Origin of the sequence: Lentzea indica (assembly GCF_012184385.1) — a bacterium.
Lineage (GTDB): Bacteria > Actinomycetota > Actinomycetes > Mycobacteriales > Pseudonocardiaceae > Lentzea > Lentzea indica.
In genome coordinates, this window is the sequence record NZ_VSRL01000026.1 from 16,078 (window position 1) to 32,193 (window position 16,116).

Annotated in this window: 18 protein-coding genes and 1 pseudogene; 8 read left to right on the forward strand and 11 right to left on the reverse strand. The window is 67.9% G+C overall.

The window, feature by feature from the left end; translation table 11 throughout:
* Positions 1–48 precede the first annotated feature (48 nt).
* Positions 49–1,131, forward strand: a complete 1,083-nt coding sequence (locus tag FXN61_RS09960; protein ID WP_167972493.1) for a glycerophosphodiester phosphodiesterase — start codon at positions 49–51, stop codon at positions 1,129–1,131.
* On the opposite strand, the gene FXN61_RS09965 is transcribed toward FXN61_RS09960, so the two are convergent.
* The 5 genes from FXN61_RS09965 to FXN61_RS09980 are packed head-to-tail and all read right to left on the reverse strand — an operon-like array spanning position 1,121 to position 4,631.
* A complete protein-coding gene (locus FXN61_RS09965; protein WP_167972495.1) occupies positions 1,121–2,245 on the reverse strand; it encodes an LLM class flavin-dependent oxidoreductase in 1,125 nt (374 codons plus the stop codon). The two genes, FXN61_RS09960 and FXN61_RS09965, sit on opposite strands and share 11 nt — an antisense overlap.
* Positions 2,242–2,934 carry an ABC transporter substrate-binding protein gene (locus tag FXN61_RS09970; protein WP_376770618.1) on the reverse strand — a complete coding sequence of 231 codons (693 nt, stop codon included), beginning with the start codon at positions 2,932–2,934 and terminating at the stop codon, positions 2,242–2,244. The genes FXN61_RS09965 and FXN61_RS09970 overlap by 4 nt, the downstream gene beginning before the upstream one ends.
* Positions 2,817–3,194 (reverse strand): hypothetical protein, encoded by a 378-nt coding sequence (locus tag FXN61_RS56225; protein WP_376770617.1) that lies wholly within the window; start codon positions 3,192–3,194, stop codon positions 2,817–2,819. The genes FXN61_RS09970 and FXN61_RS56225 overlap by 118 nt, the downstream gene beginning before the upstream one ends.
* Positions 3,178–3,879 carry an ABC transporter ATP-binding protein gene (locus tag FXN61_RS09975; protein ID WP_167972497.1) on the reverse strand — a complete coding sequence of 234 codons (702 nt, stop codon included), beginning with the start codon at positions 3,877–3,879 and terminating at the stop codon, positions 3,178–3,180. Before FXN61_RS09975 ends, FXN61_RS56225 begins: the two co-directional genes overlap by 17 nt.
* On the reverse strand, positions 3,864–4,631 hold the full coding sequence (locus FXN61_RS09980; protein WP_312877619.1) for an ABC transporter permease subunit: 768 nt from the start codon (positions 4,629–4,631) through the stop codon (positions 3,864–3,866). The genes FXN61_RS09975 and FXN61_RS09980 overlap by 16 nt, the downstream gene beginning before the upstream one ends.
* Before the next feature lie 145 nt (positions 4,632–4,776).
* On the opposite strand from FXN61_RS09980, the gene FXN61_RS09985 reads away from it, so the two are divergent.
* Entirely contained in the window at positions 4,777–6,849 is a 2,073-nt protein-coding gene (locus FXN61_RS09985) for a M48 family metalloprotease (protein ID WP_167972499.1), read from the forward strand.
* A 127-nt stretch (positions 6,850–6,976) separates the two neighbouring features.
* A complete protein-coding gene (locus FXN61_RS09990; RefSeq protein ID WP_167972501.1) occupies positions 6,977–7,216 on the forward strand; it encodes a hypothetical protein in 240 nt (79 codons plus the stop codon).
* Here the strand turns inward: FXN61_RS09990 and FXN61_RS09995 are convergent.
* A complete protein-coding gene (locus FXN61_RS09995; protein WP_167972503.1) occupies positions 7,209–8,498 on the reverse strand; it encodes an adenylosuccinate synthase in 1,290 nt (429 codons plus the stop codon). The two genes, FXN61_RS09990 and FXN61_RS09995, sit on opposite strands and share 8 nt — an antisense overlap.
* Before the next feature lie 110 nt (positions 8,499–8,608).
* Between FXN61_RS09995 and FXN61_RS10000 the strand changes: the two genes are divergently transcribed.
* The 3 genes from FXN61_RS10000 (at position 8,609) to FXN61_RS51830 (ending at position 10,202) form a co-directional block, all read left to right on the forward strand.
* Positions 8,609–9,217, forward strand: a complete 609-nt coding sequence (locus FXN61_RS10000; protein WP_188134880.1) for a hypothetical protein — start codon at positions 8,609–8,611, stop codon at positions 9,215–9,217.
* A 104-nt stretch (positions 9,218–9,321) separates the two neighbouring features.
* Positions 9,322–9,951: an HNH endonuclease family protein gene (locus FXN61_RS10005; RefSeq protein ID WP_223165380.1), complete on the forward strand. Its 630-nt coding sequence runs from the start codon at positions 9,322–9,324 to the stop codon at positions 9,949–9,951.
* The gene (locus tag FXN61_RS51830; protein WP_246291201.1) at positions 9,951–10,202 is read left to right on the forward strand and encodes a hypothetical protein; all 252 of its coding nucleotides are present in this window, start codon (positions 9,951–9,953) and stop codon (positions 10,200–10,202) included. Before FXN61_RS10005 ends, FXN61_RS51830 begins: the two co-directional genes overlap by 1 nt.
* Here FXN61_RS51830 and FXN61_RS10010 read toward each other — a convergent pair.
* From FXN61_RS10010 to FXN61_RS10015, 3 genes and pseudogenes are all read right to left on the reverse strand, one after another.
* Entirely contained in the window at positions 10,111–10,851 is a 741-nt protein-coding gene (locus tag FXN61_RS10010) for a hypothetical protein (protein WP_246291219.1), read from the reverse strand. The genes FXN61_RS51830 and FXN61_RS10010 overlap by 92 nt on opposite strands.
* A 103-nt stretch (positions 10,852–10,954) precedes the next feature.
* A pseudogene (locus FXN61_RS51835) lies at positions 10,955–11,272 on the reverse strand (FUSC family protein); the annotation flags it as partial.
* A 6-nt stretch (positions 11,273–11,278) separates the two neighbouring features.
* Entirely contained in the window at positions 11,279–11,689 is a 411-nt protein-coding gene (locus tag FXN61_RS10015) for a DUF3151 domain-containing protein (RefSeq protein ID WP_167972509.1), read from the reverse strand.
* Positions 11,690–11,939: 250 nt separating this feature from the next.
* On the opposite strand from FXN61_RS10015, the gene FXN61_RS10020 reads away from it, so the two are divergent.
* Positions 11,940–13,055 (forward strand): hypothetical protein, encoded by a 1,116-nt coding sequence (locus FXN61_RS10020; protein WP_167972511.1) that lies wholly within the window; start codon positions 11,940–11,942, stop codon positions 13,053–13,055.
* Positions 13,056–13,105: 50 nt separating this feature from the next.
* Here FXN61_RS10020 and fbaA read toward each other — a convergent pair whose 3' ends face one another.
* Positions 13,106–14,140 carry a class II fructose-bisphosphate aldolase gene (gene fbaA, locus FXN61_RS10025; protein WP_167972513.1) on the reverse strand — a complete coding sequence of 345 codons (1,035 nt, stop codon included), beginning with the start codon at positions 14,138–14,140 and terminating at the stop codon, positions 13,106–13,108.
* Positions 14,141–14,325: 185 nt separating this feature from the next.
* Positions 14,326–15,120, reverse strand: coding sequence for a TIGR03620 family F420-dependent LLM class oxidoreductase (locus FXN61_RS10030; RefSeq protein WP_167972515.1), 795 nt, complete (start codon positions 15,118–15,120; stop codon positions 14,326–14,328).
* 36 nt (positions 15,121–15,156) lie between these two features.
* Between FXN61_RS10030 and FXN61_RS10035 the strand changes: the two genes are divergently transcribed.
* Positions 15,157–16,083 carry an aldo/keto reductase gene (locus tag FXN61_RS10035; RefSeq protein WP_167972517.1) on the forward strand — a complete coding sequence of 309 codons (927 nt, stop codon included), beginning with the start codon at positions 15,157–15,159 and terminating at the stop codon, positions 16,081–16,083.
* The last annotated feature ends 33 nt before the right edge of the window (positions 16,084–16,116 follow it).

Consider the following 16,116-nt stretch of genomic DNA (forward strand, 5'->3'; position numbering starts at 1 on the left):
TGTTGCGATGCTTGGGTGCGCTCTCAACACCAACTGGGAGGTCGAACGATGTATCGGAGAGGTCTAGCCGCCGTAGTTCTCGTCTTCGCGGGTGCGGTGGTGGCGTCCCTGCCCTCCGCGTCGGCGCACGACGACAAGGGTCCGATCGTGATCGGGCACCGCGGCGCGTCCGCATACCGGCCCGAACACACGCTGGCGGCCTACGAGCTCGCGGCCCGCATGGGCGCCGACTTCGTCGAACCGGACCTGGTGTCCACGAAGGACGGAAAGCTGGTCGCCCGGCACGAGAACGAGATCGGCGGTACCACCGACGTCTCGACCAAGACCCAGTTCGCCGACCGCAAGAAGACCAAGGTCATCGACGGCACGCCGGTCACCGGCTGGTTCACCGAGGACTTCACGCTCGCCGAGCTGAAGACGTTGCGCGCCAAGGAACGCATCCCGGCGATCCGCCCGCGCAACACCCTCTACGACGGCCGGTTCGAGGTGCCGACGCTGCAGGAGGTCATCGACCTCACCAAGCGCCTGTCCCGCGAGCTGCACCGCGAGATCGGCATCTACCCGGAGACCAAGCACCCGACGTACTTCCAGTCGATCGGTCTCGCGCTGGAGCCGAAGCTCGTCGACGTGCTCAACCGCAACGGCCTCAACCGCCGCGGCGCCAAGGTCTACGTGCAGTCGTTCGAGGTCGCGAACCTCAAGGAGCTCAACAAGAGCCTGCGGGTCCCGGTGGTCCAGCTGATCAACGCCTCCGGTGCCCCGTACGACTTCGTCGCCGGCGGTGACAAGCGCACCTACAGCGACATGGTCACCCCTGCCGGGCTGAAGGAGATCGCGACCTACGCGGACGGCATCGGCGCCACGAAGGACCGGATCATCCCGCGCGACGCCGCCGGGTTCCTGCAGCAGCCGACCACACTGGTCCAGGACGCGCACAAGGCTCGGTTGATCGTGCACGCCTGGACGTTCCGCAACGAGAACTCGTTCCTGCCGGCCGACTTCAGGTCCTCGGCCGACCCGGCCGCGTACGGCCGGGCCTTCGAGGAGTACGACCTGTTCTTCAAGCAGGGCCTCGACGGCGTGTTCGCGGACAACCCCGACACGGCGGTCGAAGCCAAGGTCAAGCGCTAGCCAGTGCGAGCGTGCGGTCCCCGTCGAGCAGACCTCGCTGCTTGAGCAGGGGCCGCACGCCCTCGCCGAACCAGTAGGCCTCTTCCAGGTGCGGGTAGCCGGAGAGGATGAACTCGCTGATCCCGATGGAGTGGTACTCCTCGATGAGATCGGCGACCTCGGAGTGCGAGCCCACCAGCGCCGTCCCCGCGCCACCGCGCACCAGCCCGACACCGGCCCACAGGTTCGGGTGGATCTCCAGGCCTCGCACACCACGGCTGAGGTCACCGCCGTGCAGCGCCACGATCCGTTGCTGCCCAACGGATTCCGATGCGCGCAGCTGTTCCTGCGCCTTCGCCACCGCTGCCGGGTCCAGCGCGTCGAGCAGCCGTGACGCCGCCGCCCAAGCCTCAGCCGAGGTGTCCCGGCTGATCGTGTGCAGCCGGATGCCGAACCGGATGGGCCGGTCCGTCAACGCCCGCACCCGTGCGATCTTCGCCGCCACGTCCTGCGGCGGTTCACCCCACGTCAGGTAGACATCCGCGTTGCGGGCCGCCACCGGCAAAGCCGCGTCCGAAGAGCCGCCGAAGTAGATCGGCGGAACCGGGTCCGGCGCGGCCAGCACCGTAGCGCCCTCGACCTGATAGTGCTTGCCCTGGAACGAATACGGCTTGCCGCTCCACACACCGCGCACGATCTGGAGGAACTCGTCGGTGCGCGAGTAGCGCTGGTCGTGGTCGAGCCAGTCGCCGAACCGTTGCTGCTCAACGGAATCGCCACCGGTGACGACGTTCAGCAGCAGCCGGCCGCGTGAGATCCGCTGGTACGTCGAGGCCATCTGCGCGGCGAGAGTCGGCGACAGCACGCCCGGCCGGAACGCCACGAGGAACTTCAGCGTCGTGGTCTGGCTGATCAGCGCGGCCGTGGTCAGCCAGGCGTCCTCGCACCATGTACCGGTCGGCGTGAGCACGCCGGTGAACCCGACCTGCTCGGCCGTGCGCGCGATCTGCGCCAAGTAGTCGATGTCCGGCTCACGACGTGTTCCGGCAGCCGGTGCGCGGTTGGCGTGGAAGTGCTCCACGACCGTGCGCCCGTCACCGGACGTCGGCAGGAACCAGTGCAGCGTGATGCTCATGCCAGATCTCCCTGGAACCTCGTGTCGACGAACTTCGCGAAGTCGACCTTGCCCGGCAACGTCTTGTCCTCGGTGAACGCGTCCGCGAGCTCCTGCTCGGACTTGATCAGCGTGTCGTCGATCTTCACCGGCAGGTCGCCGTTGCGGTTCACCGCGGCGAGCGCGACCTCGTACTTCAGGCCCGTCTCCGCCGCCCACGCCTTCGCCCACTCCTCTCGGTGCGTGTCGGCCCACTTCTGCGCCTTGTAGTAGCGGATCAGGTATTCCTTGAGCGCCGGGTTCTTCCCCTTGTCGTCCAACGCCTTGCGGCCGGCGACCTGGAAGCCGTACCCGTTGGACCTGCCCTCACCGGTGTTCAGCACACGAGCCTTGGCCTCGTGCTGCGCCTGTGCGGTGTACGGGTCCCAGACCGCCCACGCGTCGACCTTGCCCTGGGTGAACGCGCCGTACGCGTCAGAGGGCTGCAGGTAGTTCAGCGTGACGTCCTTGGTCGTCAGACCGTTGGCCCGCAATGTGAGCAGCACCTGGCCGTGTGCCGAACTGCCCTTGGCGACCGCGATGTTCTTGCCCTTCAACTCGCTGACACTCCGAAGAGGCGAGTTCTCCTGCACGAGGATCGCGTCTGCTTCGACCTCTCCCTTCGACGCACCGACCGCGGCGATCTTGGCGTTCGCGGCGGCGGCGAAGATCGGCGGCGTGTTGCCGACACCGCCGAGGTCGATCGCACCGGCGGACGCGCTTCAAGCAGCGGCGGACCTGATGTGAACGTCGACCACTCGATCTTGTACGGGAAGTCGTTCAGCAGACCGGCGGCCGTGAGCAGCGCCTTCGCCCCGCCCTTCTGGTCGCCGACCTTGAGCACGACCTCACCGGCGGGGGAGTCCTGCGCGGTGGCCGAGCACCCGGTGGTGAAGATGATCGCGGCGAGCAGGCTAAGCAGCTTCTTCAACGTGCACTCCCAGATCAGCGAGCACGCGGGTGCGTTGCTCCACAACGGAAGCCCGGCGGCGCGGGCGGGGCAGGTCGACGTGGTGCGTGGCGACGATCCGGCCCTCGTCCAGCACGAGGATCCGGTCGGCCAGCAGCAACGCCTCGTCGACGTCGTGCGTCACGAGCAGCACGGCGGGCCGGTGCCTGGTCCACAGGTCTTCCACCAGGTGGTGCATGGCGAGCCGGGTCAACGCGTCCAGCGCGCCGAAAGGCTCGTCCAGCAGCAGCACGTCGGGTTCGCGCACCAACGCTCGCGCGAGCGAGACCCGTTGTGCCTCACCGCCGGACAACGTCAGCGGCCACGCGTCGACGTGATCGGGCAACCTCACTTCTTCCAGCGCCTTCAAGGCGACTGAGCGGCCGTCCGGTTTGTGGAGGCCCAAAGCGATGTTGCGCCAGACCTTGCGCCACGGCAGCAGACGCGGCTGCTGGAACGCGATCGACACCGTGCCGTGGACGTGCGCCTCCCCTTCGACCTCGCGGTCCAGGCCCGCGAGGATGCGCAGCAACGTCGACTTGCCACAGCCGCTGCGGCCGAGCAGCGCCACGAACTCGCCCGGCGCGATCTCCAGGTCGATCCCGTCCAGCACGGTCCGCGCACCGAAAGCCTTGCGCAGACCTCGAACACTCACCGGGCTCGCCATCGCAGAACCCTCCTCTCCAGCAGGCGCACCAGCGCGTCCGTCGTGAGGCCGAGCAGCGCGTAGACCACGAGGCCGACGACCACGACGTCGGTGCGGAGGAACTCACGGGCGTTGTTGATCAGGAAGCCGAGACCGGCGTCGGCGTTGATCTGCTCGCCGACGATCAGCGACAGCCAGGCGGTGCCGAGCGCGATCCTCAGTCCCACCATGGTTTGCGGTACGGCGGACGGCAGCACGACGTGCACGATCCGTTCAAGACGGCTGTAGCCCAGCACTCGAGCGGCCTCGACCAGGCCGGGATCGGTCTGCCGGATGCCGGCGTGCAGGTTGAGGTACAGCGGGAACGCCACACCGGACGCGACCAGCGCGAGCTTGGGTTCCTCGCCGATCCCGAACCAGAGGATGAACAACGGGATCAGGCCGAGGTGCGGGAGCGTCCGCAACATCTGGACGGGCGGATCCAGCAAGGTCTCGCCCCACCGGGAAAGTCCGGAAACCAGTCCGAGCGCGACACCGACCGTGCCACCGATGAGAAATCCGAAGAAGACACGACCGAGCGAAACGGCGAATGCCTCGCCCAATTGGCCGTCGGCGATCAGCTCACCGGCTGATTCGAGCACGGTGAGCGGTGAGGCCAGTTTCTCGGGCGACAGCACACCCGTTGAGCTGGCCAGTTGCCACAGCAGAACCAGCGCGACAGGGCTGATCCACCGCACCGGCAGCGTCGGTTTTCGAACCAGAGAAAGGGCCACGGCGCAGAAGTACAGGCGAATGCCGGGCGTGCGTCAACGACGCCCAAATCGTGAAAATGCGTCGGACATGGAGATGTTCCCGACCCGGACACATTCCCGCCAACGGCCGAGTGACAGCACGGGTCTCAACGATCAACATTTGGGCATGGATCCAGAGGGGGACAGACCGAGGGTGCCTTCTGGTACCACGCTGAGGTTCGCGTCGCTGGTGCTGCTGGCGATCGCGACCACGTTGCAGATCTTCGGCCTGTACGCGTCCGTGTGGCCGGTGGCCACCTCGTTCGACAACGCCCGTTGCCAGGTGCAGTCGGGCCTCTACCTCACGTCGAGCCTCGAGGTCGATCCCGACGAGTCCAAATGGGACGGTTATCGGGCGTGCATGGCGCCGTTCCTCGGCGGTCGTGCGGTGTGGCTCGCCGGCGGGCTGGTGCTGCTCTTCGCGGTGGCACTGCTGATCTATCTCCTGCGCCCGGTGTGGTTGCGCTACCGGCGCGACCTGGCGCCGGTTCCCGGCGATCTGCAGGAGCCGCTCGCCGCGCTGGTCGCGGAGGCGGGGCTCAAGAAGGCGCCGACGTTCCTCCTCGACCGGACGAATCCCCGCGCGGGTGGCGTGGCGTTCGGCACGCACCGCCGCAAGTACGTCGCGCTCAACGTCGGCATGCTCGCGTTGCGCCGCATCGAGCCCGAGTCGTTCCGTGCGATCGTGCTGCACGAGCTCGCGCACGTCCGCAAAGACGTCACGATCACCTATGCCACGCTGGCGATCTGGCGCGCCTTCGTCATCGTGGTACTGACGCCGTACGTCCTCACGCTGTTCAACCCGCTGCTGTTCCTCACCCCGCTGCGGCTGCCGCGGCTTCCCACCGGCTGGGCCTCCTACGGCGTGCTGTGGCGGCTCGTCGTGCTGGTGCTGCTGGTGTTCGCCGCCCGTGTCGCCGTGCTGCGGGCTCGGGAGAAGCACGCCGACGCGCTGGTCGTGCACTGGACCGGCGATCCCGAGCCGTACCGGCTGGTGCCGGCAAGTCGGCTCCGCCGCTGGCTCGGCCACCACCCGGCGCCCGCCACCCGGATCGCCGTCATGCGGGACCCGAAGTCGTTGCTGCGGCCCGGTTTCTGGGAGACGCTCGGCAGCGCGCTCGCCGTGCAGATCGCCTGGTGGCACACGACGACCGGGTTGCGAGAGCTGACCTGGTACCGCGGCGGCAACGAATCGTTCCTGGTCATGCGGATCGCCTGGGCGGTGCCGGTGGCCGCGCTCATCGGCCTGATCGCCTGGCGCGGTGCCACGTTCGGCCCGCGGCGCGGCACGTTCGCGTGGCCCGGTCTCGCCCTCGGTCTCGGTCTGGTGCTCGGCGACCGGCTGGACTCGCACAACCTCCTCCCGATCACCCCGTACAGCGTCATCGCGGCGATCGCTCTGGCGGGCACCGCGACGCTCGTGACGATCTGGGCCGGATACTGCGCGACGCTCGTGCGCACCCGTTGGCACGGCTGGTTCCTCGGGCTGTCGATCGCTGTGGTCACCTACACGCTGCTGGGCTGGTTCTCCGAGGTCCGCGTGGCCGGAGCGTTGTGGCGCAACAACATCGTGCCGGTGATGGAACTGCTGCACGGCCATGCGCAGACGTTCGTCAACGAGATCGCGCTGAAGGGCGTGGCGATCCCGTTCCTGCTGAACTTCAACCGGGTGCCGACGGTGGTGTCGCTGGCACTGCTGTGGCTGGTGCCGCTGGTGCTGCGCCGGGAGTTCCCCCGGTTCGCCGCTCTGGTCGGCGTGATCGGTGGTGTGGCCGCGGCTGCTGCGGTGGTGTTGCTGGGCTCCGCGGGCCTGCCTCTGGTGGCCACGGCCTGGCAGATCGTGGCGGTCGTGGCCGTGCAGCTGATCACGGTGCTGGTGGGCCGCCTGGACCGCGTGGGCGCGCTGCTCGCGGTGTGGCTGATCGGGCTGGCCGCAACCGTGGCGATCTGGCTGACGCACCTACGCGGCACCGAGGTCGACAGCGTTCTGGCGACGCGCCCGCACCAGGTCCTGCCGGTCCTCGGCACCCTTGTGGCACTGCTCGTGGGTGGTCTCCGTCGTCAGACCGGCGGAACGCGCTCACGACCGATCTGGGCGGCGGGAATCGCGGTGCTGGGCGTCGCGGTGGCGTCGTGGTGGCCGAGCGCGCAACGCACCGCGCCTCCCTGCAGCCGCCCGTGCCCGCCGGGGCCGAGGTGAACACCGACGAAGCCGTGAACACGTGGATCTACGGCGGCGGCTGGGACCGGATGCTGACCGTGGTGCGGGCGAACGACAGGGTGTTCGCCGGGGTGCGGGCCGAGGACCCGGCGGCGATCGCGGCAGGGTGCGAGCGCTGGGACCGGTGCTGCGGGAGCCGTTCCCCGAGCCGCCGGACGCGAAGATCGCCGCCACGTGGGCGGACGCGTTGCGGTCCTTGGAGAACGGCACGCGGTCGTGTCTCGTCGTGTTCCGGGACAAGGGCCAGGACGACGGCTCGATGGCGAAGGAGTTCCTGAAGGGCCTCGACCAGCTGGAGGTCACGCAGACCGCGCTGATCGAGGCCCAGGAACGAGCCGTCAGCTGAGCACGTCGTGGCGGACGATCGTCTGGTCGCGGCCGGGGCCGACACCGATCGCCGAGACGCGGGCGCCGATGATGCCCTCCAGGTACTCGACGTAGGCCTTGGCGTTGGCCGGCAGCTCGTCGAACTCGCGGCAGTGCGAAATGTCCTCGAACCAGCCAGGCAGCTCCTCGTAGACCGGCACGGCGTGGTGCACATCGGTCTGCGTCATCGGCATCTCCTCGACGCGGCGGCCGTCCACTTCGTACGCGACGCAGACCGGCACCTTCTCCAGGCCCGACAGCACGTCGAGCTTGGTGAGGAAGTAGTCGGTGATGCCGTTGACGCGCGAGGCGTAGCGGGCGATCACGGCGTCGAACCAGCCGGTGCGCCGCGAACGCCCGGTGGTGACACCGAACTCGCCGCCCTGCTTGCGCAGGAACTCGCCCATGTCGTCGTTGAGCTCGGTCGGGAACGGACCGGAGCCGACGCGGGTCGTGTACGCCTTCAGGATGCCGATCACGGTGTTGATCCGTGTCGGGCCGACACCAGAGCCGACCGCCGCGCCACCACTCGTGGGGTTCGACGACGTGACGAACGGGTAGGTGCCGTGGTCGACGTCGAGCAGGGTGCCCTGCGAGCCTTCGAGCAGCACGATCTCGCCGCGGTCCAGCGCCTCGTTGAGCAGCAGGCGGGTGTCCGCGATGCGGTGCACGAAGTGCTGACCGCGCTCCAGCACCTGGTCGACGACCTGGTCGGGCTCGAGCGCCTTGCGGTTGTAGACCTTGACCAGCACCTGGTTCTTGAAGTCCAGGGCCGCCTCGACCTTCTGCCGCAGGATCTTCTCGTCCAGCAGGTCCTGCGCGCGGACGCCGACGCGGGCCAGCTTGTCCTGGTAGCACGGGCCGATGCCGCGGCCGGTGGTGCCGATCTTCGCCTTGCCCAGGTAGCGCTCGGTCACCTTGTCGATGGCCACGTGGTACGGCATGATCAAGTGCGCGTCCGACGAGATCAGCAGGCTGCTGGTGTCGACGCCCTTCTCCTCCAGCCCCGCGAGCTCCTCGAGCAGCACGCCGGGATCGACCACGACGCCGTTGCCGATGACGTTGCGCACACCAGGCGTGAGGATGCCGGACGGGATGAGGTGCAGGGCGAACTTCTGACCGTCCGGGAGGACCACGGTGTGACCCGCGTTGTTGCCGCCCTGGTAGCGGACGATCCACTGGACACGCTCACCGAGGATGTCGGTGGCCTTGCCCTTGCCCTCATCGCCCCACTGGGCACCGATCAGCACGACGGCCGGCATGTGAAACTCCAAGCGCTTGGACTGGTTCGAGCGAATGCCGGTAAGCGAGGGTAGACCAGGAGATGACCGTGCGCGGAATCGTGTTGGCCTGCGGAAACACGCAGTTGCCAATGATCACTCAACGTGACGGCGTGCAGGTCGTTCCTGCTCGCCCCGGCAAGGACCACGTTGATCAACATCTGGACGCGGAACGGCTCGTCGTCGTGGGTACCGACGCCGACCTGTCCGCGGTCGCACTGCGGTTGCTGCGCAAGGAAAAACTCGGCTCGGTGGCCCTCGGTTACGTGCCGGTGGGCGATTCGCCCGTTGCCGCGCTTTGGGGGCTTTCGACGGATCCCGGACGCGCCCTGGACATCGCCCTGAACGGTGACGTAGATCCCGTGCCGTTCGTGCGCGACGACGTCGGCGGCGTACTGATGGGGCTCGGCGTGTTGTCGCCGGTTCGTGGCGTTGGTTACAGCGACGCGGACAACGTGCTGCGCGGGCAGGCGTCGCGGATCGAGTGCACACCCGACACCGAGGGCGGCTTGGGCCTCGTCATCCGAATCGTCAACAAACGCCTCATCGGCTCGCGCGTCCGGGAAAGCCGTCCGCGCGCGTTCCAGCTCGGCTGCCTGCCCACCACGGCCGTTCTGGACGGCCACAAGCACCCGCGCCCGGTCGACAAGTGGACCTGGTACCGCCACACCGAGGACTTGAGGCTCGTACGAGGCGTCTAGTCGTGCGCTTGTAGTTCACTTGAGGGTCACCCAAAGGTATTGCCTAATTCCATACTGTCACTAAGGGTATGTCCCGATCACTTCCAACAAGGAAGGTCGGGATGATGTCAAAAGTTAACCGAATCATTGGTGTTTCAGTTGCCACCTTGGCTCTCACCTTTGGTTTCGTTTCCCCTGCACTCGCGACACCCCCAGGAATTCCCAGCGCCGACGTGGCCCGATCCGAGCTGAGCACGCTCACCGTCCGCGCGGAAGGCTCGACCTCGGGCTACTCGCGCGACCTGTTCCCGCACTGGATCACCCAGTCGGGGGCCTGCAACACCCGAGAGACGGTGCTGAAGCGCGACGGCACGAACGTGGTCACCGACTCGTCGTGCGCCGCCACCTCGGGCCGCTGGTTCTCCCCGTACGACGGCGCCACCTGGAGCGCGGCCTCCGACGTGGACATCGACCACGTCGTGGCGCTGGCGGAAGCCTGGCGGTCCGGCGCGTCGTCGTGGACCACGGACCGGCGCCGGTCGTTCGCGAACGACCTGTCCGGCCCGCAGCTGATCGCGGTCACCGACAACGTGAACCAGGCCAAGGGCGACCAGGACCCCGCCGAGTGGAAGCCTCCGCTGACGTCGTACCACTGCACGTACGCGAGGATGTGGGTGCGCACGAAGAAGAACTGGGGGCTCAGCGTCGACAGCGCTGAGAAGTCCGCACTGAACGGGATGCTCGCGACCTGCTGATGACCTCACTCTCCTCGCTTTTCGTGGCCGGTCCCGGTGGCGTGATGACCGACGAGGTCGGCGTCGTCACCGGAGACCTCGAACTCCGCACGGAGCTTTCCGATGACGGCCGGTTCCGCGCGCTGGTCCGCTACGAGGGTGCGGATGAGTGGTACGCCATCACGGGCGGTTCGTGCGCCCTGGCTGATCCTCGTGATCACGAGCCGGTTCACTCGCTGCTGCTGGGCCTGCTGAACCGGCCGGAGGGCTGAGAGGCGGCAACGCCTCCATCGCCTCGCTCCTGCTCAACCCGGTCGCCTGCAACAGGTCCACGGCCACGCTGCGGATCTGCGCCAGCACGACCTTGGACGAGAACCCGTCCCCACCGAGACGCCGCGCGGTGAGATGCCGCGCGGCGTTTCGCACGGCCTCCCTGGTCTGCTTGGGCGTCTTGCCCTTCTCCAGCTCGCCCTTGAGGCAGTCGACGGCGTCCGCGTAGTCCTTCAGCACGTCCGGCACGCCGTCCGGGATCCGCTCGTCCGCCTTGAGCGCCGCCATGCTCCTGCGCGCCAGCACGCGGGTGTTGCGGATCGCGTAGTCCACCGGACCGGCCGCGGTCTGGTACCTGCTGAGCTCGTCCTTGGACCGCCACCGGATGGGCGCGATCCTCGCGATCTCCGACCCGGTCTGCAGCGCCGACTTGTAGTCGTCGATCGTGGACTGGCTGGTCCGCAGCTCCGCGAGCACCCCGGCCGCCTTGACCGCGTCCTTCTCCGTGAGGGCCTCTGCGAGGTTCCGCAACGCACCGCTCAGGGTGTTCGTGAGCACCTTCAGCTGCCGTTGGGCGACGGTGACCGGGTTGGCCGGCAGCAGCGCCGCCACGGCCAGGCCCACGAGACCACCGGTCAGCGCGTCGATCATCCGGTCGAACCCGCCGCCCGCGCTCGGCGGCAGCAGCGTCGCCGACGAGGACGGCGGACGAGCCGGCCTGGAGCGCGATGACCGAGCCGCCGTCCAGCAGCACGGCCGCCGACATGGCGAGACCCACGACCAGCGCGATCTGCCATGGACCGCTGCCGATCCAGCTGATCAACGCGTCGCCGACACCCACGCCGACCGAGACGCCGACGACCAGCTCACCGACGCGCCGCAGTCGTTGCCCGAGAGAGACTCCGAGGCAGACGACGGCGGCGATCGGCGCGAAGAACGGGTGCTGGTGTCCGATGACGACCGTCGCCACGAGCCAGGCGAGGCCCGCGGACAGGGCACTGTGGACGATCGGCAGCGCTGCTCGGCGCCACCGCCTCAGCCCGCGCCCCACCGCTTCCCGGACGGCACCCACGTCAGATCAGGCCAGACCCAGTGCGGCAGGCGCCTTCGGGTCGGAGTCGGCGAGGAACTTGGAGCAGCGATCCCACTCCTCGTCCTCCCCGATCTCCCTGGCGGCACGGGCGAGGGCGGCCAGCGCACGCAGGAAGCCCTGGTTCGGCCGGTGGTCCCACGGCACGGGGCCGAAACCCTTCCAGCCGGAACGACGCAGCTGGTCGAGGCCGCGGTGGTATCCGGTGCGGGCGTAGGCGTAGGCGGCGACGGGGTCGCCGCTGTGCAGCGCGCGTTCGGCCAGCAGTGCCCAGGCCTCGGAGAAGTCCGGGTACGCCCGGACGATCTTGCCTGGATCGGTGCCACCGTCCGCGGCGGCCTGCGCCTCAGGGCGGTCGGGAAGACGAGTCGGCTCTGGCCCGAGGAGGTTCTCAACCATGCGGCCCATCGTGCCGCACGAACGCGCCTTAGGAGACGAACACCCTCATGACAGCGGCCACAACGGCCAGCAGCAACGCGGTGACGAGCACTCCGGCGACGATCTTCTTGCTCATGGCGGTGCACTGTGCCGGGATGGGCCGAAGAGATCAACGACGTTCACCCGGTCGTGCATACGAATTGGAAACATCAGGGTAAAACCAGGGTGGGTCGGCCTTCCTGTCGTCCGGCTGTCAGCTCATGATGTTCGGATGATTGAGGGGGTAAGGCAGTTCCGGGACCAGTACTGGGAGCGGGGCGCGCCAGGCAGGGAGACACCGGCGACGCTCACGAAGCAGCTCTACCAGCTGTGGCTCCTAGGCCTGCTGTTGAAGTTGATCGGGTCGTCGTGGGACGTCTCGTGGCACTTCAAGTGGTTGCGCGACGATCTGGCGCCACCACACCTGATCAACACGGTCGGCACGGTGATCGTGGTCGGGCTGACGTTGTTCCACACGTTCACCGGGTACGGCGCCGACAAACTCACGCTGCGCCTGATGCAGGTCGGGTGCGGGATCTTCCTCGTCGCACTGCCGATCGACGTGATCAACCACCGCATCAACGGGCTCGACATCACGAGCTGGAGCGGGTCGCACGCGCTGCTCTACCTGGGCACGGCCGTCATGCTCGCCGGCGCGATCCGCGGGTGGATGAAGTTCTTCCCCGAAGGCACCATGCGGACGTTCGGGCTCGTCGCGCTGTGGTTCTTCTTCCTGGAGAACGTCTGGTTCCCCAACCAGCACCAGGAGTACGGCGTGCGCGCGCTGCAGGCCTACGACAGCGGTAAGGCCGAAGCCGAGCCGATCCTGCTGCAGTTCGCCGCGGACCAGCTCGGCGTTCCGGTCGGGCGCGAGGCCGTCGTGCACTTCGCGCTGCCCATCGCGGACTGGGTCTACCCGGTGTGGGGCCTGGTCGCGGCGGCCATCGTGCTGGTGATCGCGCGGCGCACGATCGGCAAGCCTTGGGCGGCCACGGCCGTCGCGGGTGGTTACGTCGCGTACCGGTGCCTGATCTGGCCGTTGCTCGCCGGCATCGACTTCCCGAAGTCCGCCGTGCCGTTGTTCCTGATCTTCGTCGCGCTCGCGATCGACGCGGCGCACGTGATCAAGATGCCCACGCCTGCCGCAGCCGTGCTGGGGTCGGCGGCCGTCACGACGGTCGGGTACGTCGGCATCTGGTTCCAGCAGGAGTACCTGTGGGGGCCGCCGATCTCGTTCTCGTCGGCGGCGGTCACCGCCGTACTGCTGGCGGTGCTGTGGACCGTCGGGGACATGATGATCCACCGGCCGGAGAGGCAGATGATCGCCTCGCGGCTGAAACTCAGCTAGCACGCAAAAGGGCCCCGGCGCGCTGCCGGGGCCCTTCTTCGTTCTGCGCGTCAGCCCGCGATCATGCGGCCCGACGACTTGAGGTGCTCGCACGCCTGGGCGATGCGGGCGGCCATGGCCTGCTCGGCTGCCTTGAGGTAGCTGCGCGGGTCGTAGGCCTTCTTGTTGCCGACCTCGCCGTCGACCTTCAGCACGCCGTCGTAGTTCGCGAACATGTGCGCCGCGATCGGGCGGGTGAAGGCGTACTGCGTGTCCGTGTCGATGTTCATCTTGATGACGCCGTACGACACGGCCTCGTGGATCTCCTCGAGCAGCGAGCCGGAGCCGCCGTGGAAGACCAGGTCGAACGGCTTGGAGCCGGCCGGGAGGCCCAGCTTCTCCGCCGCCACGTCCTGGCCCTGCTTGAGGATCTCCGGACGCAGCTTCACGTTGCCCGGCTTGTAGACGCCGTGCACGTTGCCGAACGTCGCGGCGAGAAGGTAGCGGCCCTTCTCACCGGCGCCGAGCGCGTCGACGGTCTTCAGGTAGTCCTCGGCCGTCGTGTAGAGCTTGTCGTTGATCTCGTTGTCGACGCCGTCCTCCTCGCCGCCCACGACGCCGACCTCGATCTCGAGGACGATCTTCGCCTTGGCGGAAAGGTCGAGCAGCTCACTCGCGATCTGGAGGTTCTCCTCCAGAGGCACGGCCGAGCCGTCCCACATGTGCGACTGGAAGAGCGGGTTGCCGCCCTTGTCCACCCGCTCCTGGCTGATCCCGATCAGCGGACGCACGTACCCGTCGAGCTTGTCCTTCGGGCAGTGGTCGGTGTGCAGCGCGATGTTCACCGGGTACTTCGCGGCAACGACGTGCGCGAACTCGGCGAGCGCGACAGCGCCGGTCACCATGTCCTTGACCTTGGTGCCCGAGGCGAACTCGGCACCACCGGTCGAGACCTGGATGATGCCGTCGCTCTCGGCCTCGGCGAATCCGCGCAGAGCCGCGTTGAGAGTCTCCGAAGACGTGACGTTGATCGCGGGGTAGGCGAACTCGTTCGCCTTGGCCCGGTCAAGCATCTCCGCGTAGACCTCGGGAGTTGCGATGGGCATCGGTCGTCCTCCTCAGGTGCCCTGAACGCCGTATCAAGGGCATCCTACGAGGCTGTGTCACGGGGCCAACGCGGCGGCCAACTCGACTTCATGATCGTTCAAGGAGTGGAACGTGCCTGGTCTGGGCTACTGGCCGGTACAGGCATGGTGGATGACATGACAACCGTACGATGGAACGAACAAGATCACCCCTTGAGCTCCAACGCGGCGGCCAGTTCGGCGTAGTGCTCGTTCAACGACTGGATGGCCACGTGGTCGGCGCCCGCGTCGACGTGCGCACGCAACTTCGTGGCCACCTGGTCCGGACTGCCGTGCGCGACCAGGGCGTCGATGAGCCGGTCCGAGCCGGGCGCCGCGACCTCGTCCGCCGAGAAACCCCAGCGCATCCAGTTGTTCGTGTAGTTGGTGAGCGTGAAGTAGTAGGCCAGTTGCTCACGTGCGATCGCGCGCGCCGCCTCCGGGTCCTCCTCGACGACCACCGTGACCTCAGGCGCGAGGATCTTGTCGCCGAGCGCCTTCCGCGCCTCCGCGGTGTGCTCGACCGGCACCAGGTACGGGTGGGCGCCCGCGGTGCGGTCGGCCGCGAGCTTGAGCACCTTCGGGCCGAGTGCCGCGAGCAGCAGCCTGTCGGCGGGCACGTCGAGCCGGTCCAGGTACGACACGAGCTTCGGGTACGGCTTCTCGTAGGCCTGGTCGATCTGCTTGTGGCCGACTCCGACACCGAGCACCAGCCGGTCGCTGCCGATCCGGTGGAACGAGCGGGACACGTCCTCCGGCTCGGTCTGCCACACGTTGACGATGCCGGTCGCGATGGTCATCGACTTCGTGACCCCCAGCAGCCGCTCCGGCAGTGCCAGGTCCGACTCCGGCGAGCTGCCGAGCCAGAACGTGCCGAAGCCGAGCGACTCCAGCTCACCGACCTCGTCGACCCGGTCGGCCCACTGGTACCGCGAGCCCCAGATTCCGAACGTACCCAACATGCAGACCCCTCACGTCGCAACGACTACGTTCGCAGTATGCCGATCTTGAGCAGCACCGACCTGAACGTCTCCCGACTTTGCCTCGGCGGCAACGTCTTCGGCTGGACCGCGGACGAGGAATTCTCGTTCGCCGTGCTGGACGCCTACACCGCCGCGGGTGGGAACTTCCTCGACAGCGCTGACGTGTACTCGGCCTGGGGCGAGGGCAACTCCGGTGGTGAGTCGGAAACGATCATCGGCAAGTGGCTGGCCAAGCGTGGGAACCGCGACGACGTCGTGGTCGCCACCAAGGTCGGCATGCTCGCCGGGTTCAACAACCAGAAGCGCGACACCGTGCTGACGGGCGCCGAGCGGTCGCTGAAGCGGCTCGGTGTCGACCACATCGATCTCTACTACAACCACCTCGACGACCCGAACACGCCGCTCGAGGAGACGCTGGCCGCCTACGACCAGCTCGTCCGCGACGGCAAGGTCCGCCACATCGCGGCGTCCAACTTCTCCGCGGAACGGCTGGCGAAGGCGCTGGAGATCCAGGAGCGCGAGGGTTTCGCGAAGTTCGTGGCGCTGCAGCCCGAGTACAACCTGGTCAGCCGGGCGGCGTTCGAGGGGGACCTGCAGAAGGTCGTCCAGGACAACGGCCTGGCCACCGTGCCGTACTGGTCCCTCGCGAAGGGCTTCCTGACCGGCAAGTACCGGCCGGGCGTCGAGGTTCAGAGCGCGCGGGCCAACGCCGCGTCGAAGTACCTCGACGAGCACGGCCTGCAGGTCCTGGAGGCGCTCGACGAGCTGGCCGAGACGCACGACACCACGGTGGCCTCGGTCGCCCTCGCGTGGCTCGCCCAGCAGCCGACGGTCGCCGCGCCGATCGCGTCCGCGAGGACGTTGGAGCAGCTCAGCGACCTCGTGGCGGTCCTCGACCTCGAACTGACGCAGGCCGAAGTGGACCGCCTGAGTGCAATTTAACTTGCCAGTAGCTTACCGGTAGTAAGTTGCGTT